The sequence below is a fragment of the Streptomyces sp. NPDC102490 genome (genome assembly GCF_044765285.1).
GTDB lineage: Bacteria > Actinomycetota > Actinomycetes > Streptomycetales > Streptomycetaceae > Streptomyces.
The window spans coordinates 82,968-97,915 of record NZ_JBIWJU010000007.1; the positions used below are offsets into that span (position 1 = coordinate 82,968).

Genomic DNA, 14,948 nt, shown 5'->3' on the forward strand with positions numbered 1-14,948 from the left:
CCCCTCGTACAGACCTCGTTGCCCTGTGTTCGGCATGTCCCCGTTGCGATGGTCCCCGTTGAGCATGTCCCCGTTCCTACGGGGCGGCAATCGCCGAATTGCGCCGTCCCAGGGCGAGGAGCATGCCCTCGTGCCCCGGCCGCACCGAGTGGTGCAGATCGTGGATCTCCAGCTCCGCGGTGAACGGCTCCAGGCTCAGTCGGACCGTCTCCTCGTTCACCCGGTAGGCCGGGTAGTCGTGTGCGCCGACGCGGTAGCCGACGGACTCCTTCATGAAGGCGGCGGCGAACGGCGCTCCCCCGCCGAGCGCGTTCATGAAGCAGCGCACGCCCCGGTGGAACTCCTCGGGCGCCTCGGACATGGAGTCGGCGACGAAGAACATGGTCCCCAGCGTCCAGCGCCGGTCCCCGCCCGCCAGGTCGAACAGGTTGCCGCGCTCCACGCCGACGATCTCGCTGACCCGCGGTCTGGGCTCCACGGCGGCGTAGGCGGGAACCTCGCGCAGCACGTCCCAGAAGGGGTCCCAGGCGATGTCGTACCCGGCGGGAGCGACCTGCTTCTCCAGGTACTCGACGTTCGGGTGGGCGTACTCCAGCAGGAGCAGCTCCTCGCACCAGGGCAGCATGGACAGGGCGGGGTACAGGTTCGCCCCGGCGCCGACGTCGATGCCGCGCGCGGAGCGCGGGGGGGCTCCCGCGAAGCAGCGGGTGAAGTAGTCGCGCATCAACCGGACGATCAGCAGGTCCACTTCGAGAGGTGTCCGGTAGTTGTTGTCGACGTACACCTCTGGATCGAACTTCGACCACGGCGCGTCGGCGTTGCGATCCATAGTCACCCTGCCACGTTCCATTCGATTTTGGACAAACCCCCACTACCGTTCACGGTAAGTGACACGGCCACTACGCAACAGCGGGTGAATACGCCATCCTCATCCGCCGGGCGCACGTCGGGCGCATGGTCGCACACCCGAACTCGCCCTTGCATGAGGGAAGTTGGGCGCTCACTCTAGCCAGAAGCCGACACCGGCCGCCACATGGGTCCATCACTCGATCGTGAGCGGGGCGGGTGTCCACGAGTTGACGCAGTCTGACCAGGGGGTTGCATGACCGCCGAACCGCTGGAACGTTCCCTCGACCACGACGACCGGCTCACCCGCCCCGGTCTGCCACCGGACGACCTGCCACTGGACCTGCGCACGGCACGGGAGTCCGACCTGCCGGAGCTGCGGCGGCTGGACGAGGAGGTCTTCCAGGACTTCGCCTATCCCGGGTTCCTGCTGCGCCAGCTCTTCGACATGTACGAGGAGCACTTCCTGGTCCTCGACGACGGCACGGGCCGGCTGCGCGGTTACGTGCTGGCCGCCACCCGCACGCTCGGCGCGGACAGCTGGATACTCGGGCTGTGCGTGACCCGGGACCGGCGCCGCCACGGGCTGGGCCGGGAGCTGATGCGGGAGGTCCTGAGCCGGTTGCGCCGGGACGGCGTACAGGTGGTCCGCCTCACCGTGGAACCCGCCAACCTCGCCGCGATCTTCCTCTACCGCTCCCTGGGCTTCCGCCCCGAGGAACCCGATGGCGGTCTGCGTCCGGACTACTTCGGGCCGGGCATGCACCGCCAGATCATGCGGCTGGACCTCGCGCCGGACTGAGCCGGACCGAGCCGGACTAGGAGGGCGTGCCCGCGGACTCCAGGAGGCGGGTCACGTCGTCGGAGCAGAGGGTCAGGGCCGCGCCGACGGTGGCCAGGGCGTCGCGCTCGGCGGGGGTGTAGGGGCCGTCGGCCAGGGCGATGCGGGCCCCCTGAAGCAGGATCGACTCGCGGCCGACGGCGGCGAGGTGCGGGGCCAGCGGGTCCAGCGCCTCGTGCAGTTCTATCGCCAGGCCCGGCACGCAGGGTTCGCCGCGGACCCGGCCGGTGTCCGCCTCCAGCGCCTCGACGAGCGCGTGCAGCTGGTCCTCGGTGCAGTCCTCGAAGCCGGCCGCGCGCACCGCGACGGCCGCGGTCTCCAGCGCGGTGCGGGAGCCGGTGCCGCCCGCGGCCAGCACCGCGAGGGCGACGGTGTGGACGGCGTCGCGGAGCATCGCGGAGAAGCGGGTGGTGGTCGGGTGGTCGAGGACGTCGGTGCCGTAGTGGCGGCGGCAGGCCGCGCACTCGACGGTCGGCGCGGACTCGCCGCGGGGCAGCACGGGCACGCCGAGCAGGGTGAAGCGGCGGCGGCCGGTGAGCCGCGTGTAGTTGCGGTCGCCGCCGCAGCCGGGGCAGAAGAACTCGCCGTCGCCCACGGGCGTCCACGCGGTGCGGGTGCCCAGGATGCGTGGCAGCCGGGCAGCTCGGCTGGTTCGTCCCTGTCCAGGCAGCACGTCGCACCTCCGTAACGGCGCGACAGCATCGTCGCGCTGGCGTGATGTTAGCCACATCACCGACGTGGCGTCAGTACCCAGGACGAGACCTTTCCGTGACCATCACAGATATATGGCCGGTATATGACGGGGTCCCGCCCACCGATTTCCGGCGGGCGGGACCTCAAACCGCTGATTCGGCTGGTCAGCGAGCCGCTCGGTTGACGGCGGAGACGATGGCCTTCAGCGAGGCGCGCGTGGTGTTCGCGTCGATTCCGATGCCCCACAGCACCTTGTCGCCGATGGCGCACTCGATGTAGGAGGCGGCCTGCGCGGAGGCGCCCTCGCTCATCGTGTGCTCCTGGTAGTCCAGCAGCCGTACGTCGATGCCGACGCCCTGCAACGCGTGGAAGAACGCCGAGATCGGGCCGTTGCCGGTGCCGACCAGGGTGGTCTCCGTGCCGTCGACCGTGGCCTCGACGGTCAGGGTGTCGACGCCGTCGCGGTCGGTCGTGGTCTGCCCGTTGGCCACCTGGATGCGGCCCCAGGGGTTGTCCGGGTTGGGCAGGTACTCGTCCTGGAAGACGTCCCAGATCGCGGTCGGCGTGATCTCGCCGCCCTCGGCGTCCGTCTTGGCCTGGATCAGCTTCGAGAACTCGATCTGCATCCGGCGCGGCAGGTCCAGCTTGTGGTCGTTCTTCAGGACGTAGGCGATGCCGCCCTTGCCGGACTGCGAGTTGACCCGGATGACGGCCTCGTAGGAGCGGCCGACGTCCTTGGGGTCGATCGGCAGGTAGGGGACCGCCCACTCGATGTCGTCGACGGTGACGCCCTTGGCGGCCGCGTCGGCCTCCATGGCGTCGAAGCCCTTCTTGATGGCGTCCTGGTGGGAGCCGGAGAAGGACGTGTAGACCAGGTCGCCCACGTACGGGTGGCGCGGGTGGACCTCCATCTGGTTGCAGTACTCCCACGTGCGACGGATCTCGTCGATGTCGGAGAAGTCGATCTGCGGGTCGACGCCCTGGGAGAACAGGTTCATGCCCAGGGTGACCAGGTCGACGTTGCCGGTGCGCTCGCCCTGCCCGAACAGGCAGCCCTCGACGCGGTCCGCGCCGGCCATGACCGCCAGCTCGGCCGCCGCGACCGCCGTACCGCGGTCGTTGTGCGGGTGGACGGACAGGCAGACGTACTCGCGGCGGGACAGGTGGCGGCCCATCCACTCGAAGCGGTCGGCGTGCGTGGACGGCGTGGAACGCTCCACGGTGGCGGGCAGGTTGAGGATGATCTCGCGGCCGGGGCCGGGCTGGTAGGTGTCCATCACCGCCTCGCAGACCTCCAGGGCGAAGTCCAGCTCGGTGTCGGTGAAGATTTCCGGCGAGTACTGGTAGCCGAACTCCGTCTCGGGGCCCAGCAGTTTCTCGGCGTACTCCATGACCAGGCGGGTGCCGTCGACGGCGATCTGCTTGATGTCGTCCTTCGAGCCGCGGAAGACGACCCGGCGGAAGACGGGGGCGGTCGCGTTGTACAGGTGGACGGTGGCCCGCCTGGCACCCTTCAGGGACTCCACCGTGCGCTCGATCAGGTCCTCGCGGGCCTGGGTCAGTACGGAGATGGTGACGTCGTCCGGGATGGCGTCCGGGTCCTCGATGATGGACCGCACGAAATCGAAGTCGGTCTGGCCGGAGGCCGGGAAGCCGACCTCGATCTCCTTGTAGCCCATCTTGACCAGCAGGTCGAACATGGCGCGCTTGCGGACCGGCGACATGGGGTCGATCAGGGCCTGGTTGCCGTCGCGCAGGTCGGTGGAGAGCCAGCGGGGAGCGGTGGTGATCCGCTGGTTCGGCCAGGTGCGGTCGGCGATGTCGACCTGCTCGTAGCCGCGGTACTTGGCGGTCGGCATGGGGCTGGGCTGCTGGCGGTTGGCCATGATGGCGTGGGCTCCTCGTGATGTCCGCGGATCTCGGCGGTGTCCGCGTGTCCGGAAGGACGGCCGACGGCACCACCAAGCTCCGCGGGGAGGGAGTCGGCCTCTACAGGCCCTCGCCGCGGCAGCTAAGGAGAAGCAGCCCGAATCGCATGATGCCCAGCACCTTAGCCGAGTCACGCGGGTCACGCGGGTCCGTATCAGTATGCGGGACCGCGGGGACAACCGGGACAAAAAGTGCCGTATACCACTCCCGGTCCGGCTGCGGGGACAGCTTCGCACCGTTGTGCACCAATCGTGGTTGCGGGTGGTGACAGTCCGGTCACACAGTGCGAAAGTGCCGGACATGACGACATACGGGGGCTTCCAGCCCGTCTTCTGCACCATCGTGCCGCCCCACGTCCTGGACCGGCTCGCCCGGAACGACGACCCGGTGCTCGCCGGTCCGGCCCGCCGCACCCTCCAGCGCGACGCCCTCGAGCGCACCCGCCGCGGTCTGACCACGGTCGTCGGCGCCCCCTCCGTGGCCCCGCGCGCGGGCGCCGAGGCCGGGAAGCCGCAGCGCACGGTCTACGACGCCCGGCACGGCACCGACCTGCCGGGCCGACAGGTGCGCGCCGAGGGCGAGGAGCCCGGCCAGGACGCCACCGTGAACCGCGCCTACGCGGGCCTGGGCGCCACCTTCGAGCACTACCTCGCGGCGTACCGGCGCGACTCCATCGACGGCCAGGGCCTGCCGCTGGACGCGACCGTGCACTACGACCGCGAGTACAACAACGCGTTCTGGAACGGCGAGCAGATGGTCTTCGGCGACGGGGACGGGGAGATCTTCCTCGACTTCACCATCGCCGTGGACGTGATCGGCCACGAGCTGACCCACGGCGTCACCCAGCACACCGCCAACCTGACCTACTACGGCCAGCCCGGCGCCCTGAACGAGTCGGTGTCGGACGTCTTCGGCTCCCTCGTCAAGCAGTACGCGCAGGGCCAGACCGCCGCCGAGGCCGACTGGCTGATCGGCGCCGGGCTGCTCGCCCCGCGCGTGACGGGCGAGGCGCTGCGCTCCATGAAGGCGCCGGGCACGGCCTACGACGACGACGTGCTCGGCAAGGACCCGCAGCCCGCGACGATGGACGACTTCGTGCGCACCGGCCGCGACAACGGCGGCGTGCACATCAACTCCGGCATCCCCAACCACGCCTTCTACCTCCTCGCCACCGCGCTCGGCGGGCACGCCTGGGAGCGGGCCGGGCAGATCTGGTACGACGTGCTGACCGGCGGCGAGCTGGCCGAGGACGCGCTGTTCGCGGACTTCGCGGCGCTGACGCTGAAGGCCGCCCGGGAGCGCTACGGCGACGCGGACGAACTGGAGGCCGTCCGCAAGGCGTGGGAGCGGGTCGGGGTGCGGACGGCGTAGTTCCGTACTAGACACGGGTCCATGCGGATTCAGGTGAGGCGCACAGGAGGCTTCGCGGGCATCGAACGCCACGCGGAGGTCGAGACCGCGGGACGCCCCGACGCGGACGAGTGGCACGCCCTGGCCGAGCGGGCGGTCGCCGACGGCCGGAGCACCCCGCCGGTCGGGGTGCCGGACGGGTTCGGCTACCAGCTCACGGTGGACGGGAGGACGGTGTACGCCGCCGATCCCCGGCTCACCGACGAGCAGCGCACGCTGATCTCCCGGGTACTGAAGGAGGGTGCGTAACGCCGCCCGCGTGCACGGGCGTTGACTTCCCTCACCGGGGGTGCGGATGATCCGCGCATGGCGACTGACGCGATGCCGGCGGACCCGATGCCGCGGTTCCCGGACGGCTTCCTGTGGGGCGTGTCCACGTCCGCGCACCAGATCGAGGGTGCGGCCGAGCTGCGGGGGCCGTCGGTGTGGGACGCCTTCACGGCCGAGCCCGGCCGGGTGAAGGACGGCTCGACGGCGGCGGTGGCCTGCGACCACTACCACCGCTACCGCGAGGACGTCGCCCTGCTCGCCGGCCTCGGCGTGGACGCGTACCGCTTCTCGGTCTCCTGGCCCCGGGTGGGCTCCCCCGGCGGCCTGGACTTCTACGACCGCCTGGTGGACGAGGTGTGCGCGGCGGGCGTGCGCCCGGTGCCGACGCTCTTCCACTGGGACCTGCCGGCCGGCCTGGACTGGCTGGAGCGGGACACCGCGGCCCGGTTCGCGGAGTACGTGTCGGTCGTCGCGGGGCGCCTCGGCGACCGGGTCGGCACGTGGATCACCCTCAACGAGCCCGCCGAGCACACCCTGCTCGGCCACGCCCTGGGCGTCCACGCCCCCGGGCGCGAGCTGCTGTTCGACGCCCTCCCGGCCGCCCACCACCAGCTCCTCGCCCACGGCCTGGCCGTACGGGCGCTGCGCGCGTCCGGCGCCACGGACGTCGGGATCGCCAACTCGCACGGGCCGACCTGGCCCGCCTCGGACGACCCGGCCGACCGGGAGGCGGCGGACTTCTACGACCTCCTGCTGAACCGGATGTTCGCCGACCCGCTGCTGACCGGGCGGTACCCGGAGGGCATCGGCGAGCTGATGCCCGGCTCCCCCGAGGACGTCGACGCCGACCTGGAGATCATCGCCGAGCCGCTGGACTGGTACGGCGTGAACTACTACGCGCCGACCCGGGTGGGCGCCCCGCGGGGCGCGGAGATCGAGTTCGGCGGGGTGACGCTCCCGGCCGAACTGCCCTTCTCGGTGCGCGAGATCGAGGGCAGGCCGCGGACGGACTTCGGCTGGCCCGTGGTCCCGGAGGGGCTGACGGAACTGCTCACCGGCTTCCGCGACCGCTACGGCGACCGCCTCCCGCCGGTCATGATCACCGAGAACGGCTGCTCCTACGAGGGCCTCGACGACCGGGACCGCATCGCCTACCTCGACGGGCACGTGCGCGCCCTGCACCGGGCGGTCGAGGCGGGCGTGGACGCGCGCGGTTACTTCGTGTGGTCGCTCCTGGACAACTTCGAGTGGGCCGAGGGGTACGCCCGCCGCTTCGGACTCGTCCACGTGGACTTCACCACGCTCGCGCGCACGCCCAAGGCGTCCTACGGCTGGTTCCGGGAGCTGCTGGCCGAGCAGCGGCGGGGCCCGGTCGGATAAACCCCTCGGTGCTGTCGGCGGGGAGTCGTACGCTGGAGTCAGCAGACACACCCGTCACGCGGCGCACGCCGCAGAGGAGGACGAGCAGGCCTAGAGCGCCGGCCCATGACTCAGACACCCTCAGGCCACGCCCCCGCGCAGGGGCAGGCGAGAGCACAGATCAGCGTCCCCGCCCAGCACCCCATGGTGACCGTACTGGGCTCCGGAGACTCCCTCCTGCGCGTGATCGAGAAGGCCTTCCCGGCGGCCGACATCCACGTCCGGGGCAATGAGATCAGCGCCGTCGGCGACACCCATGAGGTCGCCCTCGTACAGCGCGTGTTCGACGAGATGATGCTGGTGCTGCGCACGGGGCAGCCGATGACGGAGGACGCAGTGGAACGCTCGATCGCCATGCTCAGGGCGAGCGAGAACGGGGAGAGCGACGGCCAGGAGACCCCGGCCGAGGTGCTCACGCAGAACATCCTGTCCTCGCGCGGCCGCACGATCCGCCCCAAGACGCTGAACCAGAAGCGGTACGTCGACGCGATCGACCAGCACACGATCGTCTTCGGCATCGGCCCGGCGGGCACCGGCAAGACCTACCTGGCGATGGCCAAGGCGGTGCAGGCCCTGCAGTCCAAGCAGGTCAACCGCATCATCCTGACCCGCCCCGCGGTCGAGGCCGGGGAGCGGCTCGGCTTCCTGCCGGGCACGCTGTACGAGAAGATCGACCCGTATCTGCGCCCGCTGTACGACGCGCTGCACGACATGCTCGACCCGGACTCGATCCCGCGGCTGATGGCGGCGGGCACGATCGAGGTCGCGCCGCTGGCGTACATGCGCGGCCGCACGCTGAACGACGCGTTCATCATCCTGGACGAGGCCCAGAACACCAGCCCCGAGCAGATGAAGATGTTCCTCACCCGGCTCGGCTTCGAGTCGAAGATCGTGATCACGGGTGACGTGACCCAGGTCGACCTGCCCGGCGGCACGAAGTCGGGTCTGCGGCAGGTGCAGGAGATCCTGGAGGGCGTCGAGGACGTCCACTTCTCCCGGCTCACGTCGCACGACGTGGTCCGGCACAAGCTGGTGGGCCGTATCGTCGACGCCTACGAGCAGTACGACAGCAGGAACGGCACCGAGAACGGCGGCCACAACGGCGGCCGGACACCGAGACCCGGTGCCAAGGCCAAGGGGAAGTAGACCAGCACGACCATGTCGATCGACGTCAACAACGAGTCCGGAACCGAGGTCGACGAGCAGGCGATCCTCGACATCGCCCGCTACGCGCTCGCGCGGATGCGCATCCACCCGCTCTCCGAGCTCTCGGTGATCGTCGTGGACGCCGGCGCCATGGAGCAGCTGCACATCCAGTGGATGGACCTGCCGGGTCCCACCGACGTGATGTCCTTCCCGATGGACGAGCTGCGCCCGCCGTCCAAGGACGAGGAGGAGGCGCCGCAGGGGCTGCTCGGCGACATCGTGCTCTGCCCGGAGGTCGCCGCCCAGCAGGGCGCCGAGGCGCCGACGCAGCACTCCATGGACGAGGAGCTCCAGCTCCTGACCGTCCACGGGGTGCTGCACCTGCTCGGGTACGACCACGAGGAGCCGGACGAGAAGGCCGAGATGTTCGGCCTCCAGGCCGCGATCGTGGACGGCTGGCGTGCGGAGCGGGGCCTGACCGGCCCGTCCCCGGCCCCGACGGTCTCATGAGCCTCCCGCTCGTCGCCGGCGCCGTCGCCCTGGTGGTGGTCGCCTGGCTGGCCGCGTGTGCGGAGGCGGGTCTCGCCCGGGTCTCCAGCTTCCGTGCCGAGGAGGCGGTCCGGTCCGGGCGCCGGGGCGGCGAGAAGCTCGCCCAGGTCGCCGCGGACCCGACGCGCTACCTCAACGTGGCGCTGCTGGTCCGCGTCGCCTGCGAGATGGCGGCCGCCGCGCTGGTCACGTACGCCTGCCTGAGGGAGTTCGCCCACACCACCGAGGCCCTGCTCATCGCGATCGCGGTGATGGTCCTCGTCTCGTACGTCGCCGTAGGGGTGTCCCCGCGCACGATCGGACGCCAGCACCCGCTGAACACGGCGACCGCGGCGGCGTACGTGCTGCTGCCGCTGGCCCGGATCATGGGCCCGATCCCGTCGCTGCTGATCCTCATCGGCAACGCGCTCACCCCCGGCAAGGGCTTCCGCAGGGGCCCCTTCGCCTCGGAGGCGGAGCTGCGGGCGCTGGTGGACTACGCGGAGAAGGAGTCCCTGATCGAGGCCGAGGAGCGCCGCATGGTGCACTCGGTGTTCGAGCTGGGCGACACCCTGGTGCGGGAGGTCATGGTGCCGCGCACCGACCTCGTCGTCATCGAGCGCTACAAGACCATCCGGCAGGCCCTCACGCTCGCCCTGCGCTCCGGTTTCTCCCGGATTCCGGTCACCGGGGACAGCGAGGACGACATCGTCGGCATCGTGTACCTGAAGGACCTGGTCCGCAGGACGCACATCAGCCGGGACGCGGAGAGCGACCTGGTCTCCACCGCGATGCGTCCCGCGTCCTTCGTGCCGGACACCAAGAACGCCGGTGACCTGCTGCGCGAGATGCAGAAGGAACGCAACCACGTCGCCGTCGTCATCGACGAGTACGGCGGCACGGCCGGCATCGTCACCATCGAGGACATCCTGGAGGAGATCGTCGGCGAGATCACCGACGAGTACGACCGGGAGCTGCCGCCGGTCGAGGAGCTGGGCGAGGACCGTTTCCGGGTCACCGCGCGCCTGGACATCGGCGACCTGGGCGAGCTGTACGGCCTGGACGAGTACGACGACGAGGACGTGGAGACGGTGGGCGGCCTGCTCGCGAAGGCGCTGGGCCGGGTCCCGATCGCCGGGGCCTCGTCGATCGTGGAGCTTCCGGACGGCCGGGAGCTGCGGCTGACGGCGGAGGCCGCCGCGGGCCGCCGGAACAAGATCGTGACGGTGCTGGTGGAGCCGGTCACCGCGGCGAAGCCGGCCGAGGAGGCGGTGTCGGAATGACCCCCGGGGAGCTGCGCGGCCTCTGTCTGTCCTTCAACGCCGCGGTGGAGGACTTCCCCTTCAACCCGGAGACCTCGGTCTTCAAGGTGCTGGGGAAGATGTTCGCGCTGACCTCGCTGGACGGGCGCCCGCTCACCGTCAACCTCAAGTGCGACCCGGACGACGCCATCCGGCTGCGCCGCGAGCATCCGGGGCTGATCGTCCCGGGCTGGCACATGAACAAGCGGCACTGGAACACGGTGACGGTGGCCGGCGGACCCGACGGCGGGCTCCCGGACCGGGTGGTCCGGGAGCTCGTCGAGGACTCGTACGACCTGGTCGTCGCCGGTCTACCGCGCGCCGACCGGCTCCGCCTCGACCGTCCCTGAGCCCGCCCGGGCCACCCGCAGCCCCACCGCGACCAGGACGGCGGCCGCCAGCACGATCGCCGCGTCCAGGAACAGCACCGTGTGGACGCCGGAGCGCAGGTCCGCGGCGGTGGTGGCCAGCACGCCGAGCAGCGGGATGCCGACGGTGATGCCGACCTGCTGGGTCGAGGTGACCAGGCCGGTCGCCAGGCCCTGCTCCTCGTCGGGGACGCCGGAGGTGACGGTCAGGCCGTAGGAGATGATCGCGCCCAGGTGGCACATGCTGGCCAGCGAGACCGCGGCGGTGGCGAGGACCACGGACCAGCTTCCCTCCCCCGGCGCCAGCAGCGGCAGCCCCAGCAGGCCCTGCCCGGCGAGCGCGCCCGCCAGGGTGCGGCGGGCGCCGTAGCGGCCGATGACGCGCGGGGCGAAGGAACCGGCCACCACCGAGAGCACCCCCTGCACGCCGAAGACCAGGCCGGTCTCGAAGGCACTCAGGCGCAGGATCTCCTGGAGGTACAGGGTGAGGACGAAGACCACCGTCGACATCATCGAGAAGGTGACCAGCCCGCCCAGGTTGCCCCACGCCACGGTGCGGCGGCGCAGCATCGGCAGCGAGACCAGCGGCGCCGGGGTGCGGGACTCGACGGCCACGAAGGCGGCCAGGAGCAGCAGCCCCGCGCCGAGGGCGACGAGGACGTCGGTGCGGCCGAAGCCGTGCTCGGCGGCCGTGGTGAGGGCGTAGATCAGGGAGAGCAGGCCGCCGGTGACGGTGACCGCGCCGGGCACGTCGAGGCGGGGCCGCTCCGGGGTCCGCGACTCGGGCAGCAGGCGCGGGGCCAGCGGCAGCACGATCAGGGCGAACAGGGCGAGCAGGCCCATCGTGGAGCGCCAGCTCAGCAGGTCGGTCAGGACGCCGCCGGCCACCATGCCGACGGTGAAGCCGAGCGAGAGCAGGGTGCCGGAGATGCCGAGGGCGCGGTCGCGGGCGGGGCCCTCCGGGAAGGTCGTGGTCAGCAGGGACATGCCGGTCGGGACGATGGCCGCCGCGCCGAGGCCCTGGAGGGCGCGTCCGGCGAGGAAGGAGGCCGGGTCCCAGGCGAAGGTGGCCAGCAGGGAGGCGGCGCCGAAGAGGGCGAGTCCCGCGAGGAAGAGCCGGCGGCGGCCGTAGAGGTCGCCCATGCGGCCGAAGAGCAGCAGGAACCCACCGGACGGCAGCGCGAACGCCGTGACCGCCCATTGCAGGGCGGAGGTGCTCATGCCGAGGTCCGCGCCGAGCACGGGCAGGGCGACGTTCAGGACGGAGAAGTCGAGCGCGACCATGAACTGGGCCGCGCAGAGCACGAACAGGACGAGCCGGTCGCGGGAGGAGAGCCGTGGGGCGGACGGTTCCGCCGCCGCGGGGGCCGGGAGGGAAGTCGGGGTGGTGTCGATCGCCATGGACATGAGCCTCGGGCCCCCGGAATAGTTGTGGGGAGACGCCGATTGTTCTGGTGGTGCCACCACCAGGCACCGGCGGGTTGGCTATCGGGGGGAGTACGTACGTGCCGGACGTGATCACGAGGACCGGGACCGCGGGCCGGGACCGGCGCCGCGCCGAGCTGCGGGAGTTCCTGATGAGCCGGCGGGCGCGGGTGTCCCCGGCCGAGGTCGGTCTGCCGGACGGCGGGGCGCGGCGCCGGACGCCGGGGCTGCGCCGCGAGGAGGTGGCCGTGCTCGCCGGGGTGGGCGCGTCCTGGTACCAGTGGCTGGAGCAGGGCCGCGACATCTCCGTCTCCCCGCAGGTCCTGGACGCGGTCGGCCGGGTGCTGCGGCTCAGCAACGCCGAGCGCCGCCACCTGTACGTGCTGGCCGGGCTGAACCCGCCCGCCGCCGAGGTGGAGCCGGCCAAGCGGGACATGTGCGAGGGGCTGCGGCGGCTGATCGACACGTGGATGCCGTATCCGGCGCACATCATGGACCGGTACTACAACTGCGTGATGTACAACGACGCGGCGGCGATGGTGCTGGGCATGCGGCCGGAGACGACGTGGAACTGCATCGTCGACTACTTCACCGACCCGCTGTACCGGTCCCGCGCCCGCAACTGGGAGCACAACGCGCGCACGGTCGTCGCCCAGTTCCGCGCCACCTGCGCGGCCAACCCGGACGACGAGGGTTTCCAGCAGGTGCTGGCGGATCTGAAGGAGGCCAGTGCCGAGTTCGCCGCGCTGTGGGAGGAACGGGACATCGAGGACGCGGGGCAGATCCGCAAGGAGCTGGACCATCCGCTGGTCGGCCTGCTGTGCCTGGAGTCGACGGCGCTCCAGGTGCCGGCGCGGCCGGATCTGACGATCGTGATGCACACGCCGCTGGACGAGGCGAACACCGCGGCGAAGCTGGAGTGGCTGGCCTCGCCGGAGGGCCGGCGCGGGGCGATGTACCCGGTGGCGGGGTGAGCGGGGCGGGTGACGGGGTGAGCGGGCGGGCGTCCGGCGGGGCTCCGTATGCTCACCCCATGACCGAGACTCCCGACCTCGACCCCGAGGACCGCAAGATCGTCACCCTGGCCCGCTCGGCCCGCGCCCGCAACGGTGTGCCCGAGGGCGCGGCCGTCCGCGACGAGACCGGCCGTACGTACGTCGCCGGTACGGTCGCCCTGGACTCCCTGCGGCTCAGCGCGCTGCGTACGGCGGTGGCGATGGCGGTGGCGTCCGGCGCGAGGTCGCTGGAGGCGGCGGCCGTGGTGACCGAGTCCGGGTCGGCGTCGCCGGAGGACCGGGCGGCGGTGCGGGACCTGGGCGGGCCGGGGACCCCGGTGCTGGTGGCCTCGCCCGACGGAACGGTGCGGGCCACGGTGAGCGCGGGCTGACGCTCGCGGGCCCGGCGGGCGACCGTGGTACGGCGGGGCTCCGGGGATCAGGGACAATGGGCGCCATGAGCGTTCGTACCCAGTCATCCGAAGAACCGGCCGAGGCTGTTCACCGGGCCGGCTTCGCCTGCTTCGTGGGCCGCCCCAACGCGGGCAAGTCCACCCTCACGAACGCTCTGGTCGGGCAGAAGGTGGCGATCACCTCCAACCGCCCCCAGACCACCCGGCACACGGTGCGGGGCATCGTGCACCGCGAGGACGCCCAGCTGATCCTGGTGGACACCCCGGGGCTGCACAAGCCGCGCACGCTGCTGGGCGAGCGGCTGAACGACGTGGTGCGCACCACGTGGGCCGAGGTGGACGTGATCGGCTTCTGCCTGCCGGCGAACGAGAAGCTGGGCCCCGGTGACCGCTTCATCGCCAAGGAGCTGGCCGGGATCAGGAAGACCCCGAAGGTCGCGATCGTCACCAAGACCGACCTGGTGGACTCCAAGACGCTGGCCGAGCAGCTGATCGCGGTCGACCAGCTGGGCAAGGAGCTGGGGATCACCTGGGCGGAGATCGTCCCGGTGTCCGCCACGGCGAACCAGCAGGTGGACCTGCTCGCCGACCTCCTCACCCCGCTGCTGCCCGAGGGCCCGGCGCTCTACCCCGAGGGCGACCTGACCGACGAGCCCGAGCAGGTCATGGTCGCCGAGCTGATCCGGGAGGCGGCGCTGGAGGGCGTGCGGGACGAGCTGCCGCACTCCATCGCGGTGGTGGTCGAGGAGATGCTCCCGCGCGAGGACCGCCCGGCGGACAAGCCGCTCCTGGACATCCACGCCAACGTCTACATCGAGCGCCCCAGCCAGAAGGGCATCATCATCGGCCCCAAGGGCAAGCGCCTGAAGGACGTCGGCATCAAGTCCCGCAAACAGATCGAGGCACTCCTCGGCACACCGGTCTTCCTCGACCTCCACGTCAAGGTCGCCAAGGACTGGCAGCGCGACCCGAAACAGCTCCGCCGACTCGGCTTCTGAGCACCCCCGAGCACTACGGGCCCGGGCCCTCAGCGGGCCCGGGTGCGGGAAGCGGCCGCCCGGCCCGTCGGCGCACCCCCGCCCCGCCCGGCACCCCGCCACGCGGCGGTAGCCGCACATCGACACAGCCTGGACCTGCACGTCAAGGACGCCAAGGACTGGCAGCGGGACCCCGAGCAGCTGCGGCGGCTCGGGTTCTGAGGACCCCCGAGCACTGCGAGCCCGGGCCCTCAGCGGGCCCGGGCCCTCAGCGGGCCCGGGTCCTGAGCGAGCCCGGGTGCGGGAAGCGGCCGCCCGGCCCGTCGGCGCACCCCCGCCCCGCCCGGCACCCCGCCACGCGGCGGTAGCCGCACATCGACACAGCCT

16 protein-coding genes are annotated in these 14,948 nt (G+C 71.5%); 12 read left to right on the forward strand and 4 right to left on the reverse strand.

Features of this window, described 5'->3' with window-relative positions:
• Positions 1-76: 76 nt before the first annotated feature.
• On the reverse strand, positions 77-850 hold the full coding sequence (locus tag ACIRGB_RS17340; protein ID WP_403865091.1) for an SCO2525 family SAM-dependent methyltransferase: 774 nt from the start codon (positions 848-850) through the stop codon (positions 77-79).
• Positions 851-1,102: 252 nt separating this feature from the next.
• On the opposite strand from ACIRGB_RS17340, the gene ACIRGB_RS17345 reads away from it, so the two are divergent.
• A complete protein-coding gene (locus ACIRGB_RS17345) occupies positions 1,103-1,648 on the forward strand; it encodes a GNAT family N-acetyltransferase (RefSeq protein WP_403865094.1) in 546 nt (181 codons plus the stop codon).
• A 16-nt stretch (positions 1,649-1,664) separates the two neighbouring features.
• On the opposite strand, the gene ACIRGB_RS17350 is transcribed toward ACIRGB_RS17345, so the two are convergent.
• Both ACIRGB_RS17350 and leuA read right to left on the reverse strand, forming a co-directional pair.
• Complete coding sequence (locus ACIRGB_RS17350; protein ID WP_403865097.1) at positions 1,665-2,360, reverse strand: TerB family tellurite resistance protein; 696 nt, start codon at positions 2,358-2,360, stop codon at positions 1,665-1,667.
• Between the two features lie 184 nt (positions 2,361-2,544).
• Positions 2,545-4,266 carry a 2-isopropylmalate synthase gene (leuA, locus tag ACIRGB_RS17355; RefSeq protein ID WP_403865100.1) on the reverse strand — a complete coding sequence of 574 codons (1,722 nt, stop codon included), beginning with the start codon at positions 4,264-4,266 and terminating at the stop codon, positions 2,545-2,547.
• Between the two features lie 343 nt (positions 4,267-4,609).
• Here leuA and ACIRGB_RS17360 point away from each other — a divergent pair, with 343 nt between their 5' ends.
• The 7 genes from ACIRGB_RS17360 (at position 4,610) to ACIRGB_RS17390 (ending at position 10,733) form a co-directional block, all read left to right on the forward strand.
• Entirely contained in the window at positions 4,610-5,680 is a 1,071-nt protein-coding gene (locus ACIRGB_RS17360) for a M4 family metallopeptidase (protein WP_403865103.1), read from the forward strand.
• 21 nt (positions 5,681-5,701) lie between these two features.
• Complete coding sequence (locus tag ACIRGB_RS17365; protein ID WP_403865106.1) at positions 5,702-5,968, forward strand: protealysin inhibitor emfourin; 267 nt, start codon at positions 5,702-5,704, stop codon at positions 5,966-5,968.
• 57 nt (positions 5,969-6,025) lie between these two features.
• Entirely contained in the window at positions 6,026-7,369 is a 1,344-nt protein-coding gene (locus tag ACIRGB_RS17370) for a GH1 family beta-glucosidase (RefSeq protein ID WP_403865109.1), read from the forward strand.
• 105 nt (positions 7,370-7,474) lie between these two features.
• Complete coding sequence (locus ACIRGB_RS17375) at positions 7,475-8,554, forward strand: PhoH family protein (protein WP_403865112.1); 1,080 nt, start codon at positions 7,475-7,477, stop codon at positions 8,552-8,554.
• A gap of 12 nt (positions 8,555-8,566) precedes the next feature.
• Positions 8,567-9,064: an rRNA maturation RNase YbeY gene (gene ybeY / locus ACIRGB_RS17380; RefSeq protein ID WP_403865115.1), complete on the forward strand. Its 498-nt coding sequence runs from the start codon at positions 8,567-8,569 to the stop codon at positions 9,062-9,064.
• Positions 9,061-10,365, forward strand: coding sequence for a hemolysin family protein (locus tag ACIRGB_RS17385; RefSeq protein WP_403865117.1), 1,305 nt, complete (start codon positions 9,061-9,063; stop codon positions 10,363-10,365). The genes ybeY and ACIRGB_RS17385 overlap by 4 nt, the downstream gene beginning before the upstream one ends.
• On the forward strand, positions 10,362-10,733 hold the full coding sequence (locus tag ACIRGB_RS17390; RefSeq protein ID WP_403865119.1) for an MmcQ/YjbR family DNA-binding protein: 372 nt from the start codon (positions 10,362-10,364) through the stop codon (positions 10,731-10,733). The genes ACIRGB_RS17385 and ACIRGB_RS17390 overlap by 4 nt, the downstream gene beginning before the upstream one ends.
• On the opposite strand, the gene ACIRGB_RS17395 is transcribed toward ACIRGB_RS17390, so the two are convergent.
• A complete protein-coding gene (locus tag ACIRGB_RS17395; RefSeq protein ID WP_403865121.1) occupies positions 10,695-12,152 on the reverse strand; it encodes an MFS transporter in 1,458 nt (485 codons plus the stop codon). The two genes, ACIRGB_RS17390 and ACIRGB_RS17395, sit on opposite strands and share 39 nt — an antisense overlap.
• Positions 12,153-12,256: 104 nt before the next feature.
• Here ACIRGB_RS17395 and ACIRGB_RS17400 point away from each other — a divergent pair, with 104 nt between their 5' ends.
• The 4 genes from ACIRGB_RS17400 to ACIRGB_RS17415 all read left to right on the forward strand — a co-directional run bounded on the left by ACIRGB_RS17400 (position 12,257) and on the right by ACIRGB_RS17415 (position 14,783).
• Positions 12,257-13,150 carry a helix-turn-helix transcriptional regulator gene (locus ACIRGB_RS17400; RefSeq protein ID WP_403865123.1) on the forward strand — a complete coding sequence of 298 codons (894 nt, stop codon included), beginning with the start codon at positions 12,257-12,259 and terminating at the stop codon, positions 13,148-13,150.
• A gap of 59 nt (positions 13,151-13,209) precedes the next feature.
• Positions 13,210-13,563, forward strand: a complete 354-nt coding sequence (locus ACIRGB_RS17405) for a cytidine deaminase (protein WP_403865126.1) — start codon at positions 13,210-13,212, stop codon at positions 13,561-13,563.
• A gap of 65 nt (positions 13,564-13,628) precedes the next feature.
• Positions 13,629-14,582: a GTPase Era gene (gene era, locus ACIRGB_RS17410; protein ID WP_059302590.1), complete on the forward strand. Its 954-nt coding sequence runs from the start codon at positions 13,629-13,631 to the stop codon at positions 14,580-14,582.
• A gap of 42 nt (positions 14,583-14,624) precedes the next feature.
• Positions 14,625-14,783, forward strand: a complete 159-nt coding sequence (locus tag ACIRGB_RS17415; RefSeq protein WP_403865129.1) for a hypothetical protein — start codon at positions 14,625-14,627, stop codon at positions 14,781-14,783.
• The last annotated feature ends 165 nt before the right edge of the window (positions 14,784-14,948 follow it).